The 3,438-nt window shown below is 58.5% G+C and carries 2 protein-coding genes and 2 pseudogenes; 1 reads left to right on the forward strand and 3 read right to left on the reverse strand.

Going from position 1 to position 3,438, the window contains the following annotated elements:
• Window positions 1-279: 279 nt before the first annotated feature.
• Together CVS27_RS20190 and CVS27_RS21425 are read right to left on the reverse strand one after the other, a co-directional pair.
• Window positions 280-834, reverse strand: a pseudogene (locus tag CVS27_RS20190) (SDR family NAD(P)-dependent oxidoreductase).
• A 47-nt stretch (window positions 835-881) separates the two neighbouring features.
• Complete coding sequence (locus tag CVS27_RS21425; protein ID WP_243399986.1) at window positions 882-1,094, reverse strand: hypothetical protein; 213 nt, start codon at window positions 1,092-1,094, stop codon at window positions 882-884.
• Window positions 1,095-1,408: 314 nt separating this feature from the next.
• On the opposite strand from CVS27_RS21425, the pseudogene CVS27_RS20195 reads away from it, so the two are divergent.
• Window positions 1,409-3,169: pseudogene (locus tag CVS27_RS20195) on the forward strand (AfsR/SARP family transcriptional regulator).
• Between the two features lie 17 nt (window positions 3,170-3,186).
• Here CVS27_RS20195 and CVS27_RS21135 read toward each other — a convergent pair.
• Window positions 3,187-3,438 (reverse strand): hypothetical protein (locus CVS27_RS21135; protein WP_207767606.1); only part of this gene is annotated, 252 nt, incomplete at its 5' end.

The following is a 3,438-nucleotide window of genomic DNA, read 5'->3' on the forward strand; positions in this document are numbered from 1 at the left end:
GATGTGGGAGAGTAGGACACCGCCGGACAACACGTAAAAAAGGTAGAGGCCCCACACCACGGTGAGGGGCCTCCCTTCATTAAAACAACAACTGACCCGCAGTAGCAGTCGAAAAACACGCCAAAAACACGTTTTTTCGACCACTACTGCGGGTCAGATGTTTAACACCACACGATCCGCCAGCCGGCCAGGTCCTGGGTGGTGGTTGGTGTGCCGGCACGGCCATGCGCGGACCCAGTGGTGGCTGTTGGTTGCTGTGGCAAGCAGCAGCCCGATTTGTTAAAGCATGGCTGTCAGTACTCCTCCATCGACGCGCACGGCCGATCCGTTCGTGGCGGATGCTGCAGGGCTTGCCAAGAATGTGACCATGTTCGCGATCTCGGCCGGCTCTATGAAGCGTTCCAGGAGTGAAGTCTGGTTCGTCGCTATGATTGCCCTTTTCATCTCGTTGACTTTAGTAGCAGATTACTGCGCGAGGCCCTCGACCGCTTGAGCTGCACCGTCGGAGTACGTGGGTCCGCAAAGTACCGAGTTCACCGTCACACCGGTGCCCTTAGTGAGCGTGGCCAGGCCGTTTCCGACCGCCAGCATCGCCGTCTTTGTGGTGCCGTAGTGGATCATGTCGGCGGGGTTGTTGACTGCCGATTCAATGCTTACGAAAATGATCCGGCCCCATTCTCTATCCAACATTGCCGGCATCGAGTGCTTGGCGAGGCGCACTCCGCTGAGGACATTCACCTCGAAGTACATCCGCCAATCGTCATCCGAGATGAGCGCAAAAGGTTTCAACAAGAACAGTCCGACATTGTTGATCAGGATGTCGATGTCATCCAGTTCAGCGCATAGTCGTTCAACCTGGCCGGGATCGGTGAAATCTGCCGCTACGCCACTGCCGCCGACAGTTTCACAGTGTCACGGCCGTTAGTCATTACGTCCACGCCCTCTGTTGCCAACGCTTTTGCTATTGCATAGCCGATGCCTTCGGCTGAGCCGCTTACGAAGGCCTTCTTGCCGGTGAGCTGCAGGTCCATGTCTATCTCCTTCACGTCGCATGCCGAAACTGCGACCGCATCCGGCGCCGGTATTTCCAGCACGGCTCCAATGTAACGATGCCACACGTGGATCAGCCGCCGATCAGCGGGAAGGCTTGCGAACTGGAATGGGCGGGTGAGTTACTTTCGAATCCGTATCCTTGGGCCGATCGGTGCGGAGATCGACGGCAATTCTCCGCCCCAATCAAAAGCACGACATCGTGAAATCCGTGGTCCCGTGGTCCCTTGGTCTCTTGGTGGCGGCTCACGGTAGGACGGTCTCGACGGTCAGGCCGGTTGACGGGTTGTGGGAGGACGCCCCCACTGGCGCTGTGGTTCTCTGGCAGGTCGAGCATGCTGTTGATGCTGCAGGTGGAATGGGCTCGGAGGCGCGCGAATCGCTGTTGACCATGGCGCTGGCGGAGTGGCGAGGCAACGCTTTCGAGGAGTTCAGCAGCCGCCCCTGGACCAAGACCGAAAGGGCCTGGATAGCTGAACTGCGAGCAGGAGCAGTCGAGTAATTGGCAGAATCACGGCTTGCAATCGGTCGCCGGGAAGCAGCTGTCACGATGCTCGGTGCTCACATCGGCGAGCATCCATGGAGGGAAGAAGGTTGGAGGGTGCTCGCCCTCGCCCTGTATCGGTCTTCACGCCAGGTCGACGCTCTGGGTGTAATCGCCCAAGCCCGCTCAAATCTGCTGCAGGATTTGGGGTTTGAACCCAGTGATCGGTTGACTGAGCTGGAGAACGGCATCATGCGTCACGATCCTTCGTTGAACCTCGCCTACGACGGTGGTTGGATCCTGTCACGCACAGTCACTGCCAGTGCACGCACCGGTGCGCGATCCCAGCTCGAAAGTGTGGCAGTGCTTCTTCCAGTACTCGCAGTGTCCGGTTTCGTCGAGTTCGCGGCGGAACAAAGAATGTCAGCAATCGTTGCGGCCGAGCAGTTTGGTGATCCTGAATTGGCTGCACGTGTCACAGGTGGGTTCGATGTTCCCGGAATCTGGACACGATCGGACGATCCGATGCAGTCTGCATCGATCGTTGAGGCAGCATTTAGGACGCTCATGGTTCTGCCATCGGATACTTCGGACCGGGTGCGTGCGCGGCTGCTCGCCACGATTGCCATGGAGTCACGAGGCTCCGCGAGCCGGCTCGCGGTGGCCGAAGAGACGGAAAGTACCGCCCGACGGCTCGCCGATGCTCCGCTACTGTGCTTCGCGCTCAGCGCCTGCTACATGCAAACCTTCGACACGTCCGGATATGCGCTGAGACGAGAAGCAATCGGATCTGAGAGCCTTGCCATCGCTCTGGAAGCGGAGTTGCCGACTTTCGAAATCCAGGGGCGATTGATCAGGATGCAGGCACTTTGTGCACTAAATGATGTTGCCGCTGCCTCACAAGAGGCCGACAGTATTGACAAGCTCGCGGCCCGCTTCGACCGGCCGCTCGCTTCTCTCTTCACTGCTTGGTTTCGGTGGGCATTCATGCGCGGTCCGCAACCGGTAGGTGGAACTGAAATGCCTGGATTTAGGATCGGATTGAATGCCATCGCGAAACTGACAGCTGCCGTTCCCGCTGGGACGGAGCTGCCTGACGGAGATTTTGGGCCCTACGAGCCATGGTTCCGGCCCCTCCTTCTTGTCCGGAAGGGATCCCATGGAGAAGCCTCGGTAGCTCTCGATACTGTTCCAGATCCGCCGCACGATCTGATGGCCGAAGTGTCGTGGTTACTCATTGGGCTTGCTGCGATCGAGTGCGGAAACCGGACTACGTTCGTACCTTGCTCTCATGCCGGCGGCCGGAGAACGCGCAAGTGGCAGTGGGGCCGTCGATTTGGGACCAATCGTGCCGTTACTGACCGAACTAGCCCTGTCTTTCACCATCGACGACCAGGTCTAGGCCGACCATCTGCTAATCGCCAAAGCTACAACCGACTTGCTCGATTGGTGGGGCAGCCGCATCGCGGTTGCTTCAAAAATCGTCCGTATTCGGCTCGCAGTAGACAGGCAGTGCCGGCGTCCGGTATCGACGGCCTCCAACTCAAGCGCAGCCGAACCGTATTCCTCGGCAGATCACCCGGACACAGAGCTGGAGCGAAAGTACGGCAGGAAACACTAGAGAAGAGATGGTGAGCAGTTCAGATACCGGGTCATGACAAATCGTCCTTGAATTGTTCGACTGAGGTGAGCCTTTTGGGGCTTGCCTGCCATGCCACTAAACGTTGCAACGCAGCCGGACACGCAGCCGGCCACGCAGCAATGGACAGCAGCCCACGGCAGGTGCGCAGGGTCACACCGTTCCAGCTGGCTAAGTAGCGAAAAGGTGTGTATTGTTTTTCGAGTTGCCCCGCTCGTTGGGGGAACGAAAAACCCCCTACTTGATGCCGGTTTTCCGGTGTTTT

The sequence above is a fragment of the Arthrobacter glacialis genome (assembly GCF_002909445.1).
GTDB classification, from domain to species: Bacteria; Actinomycetota; Actinomycetes; order Actinomycetales; family Micrococcaceae; genus Specibacter; species Specibacter glacialis.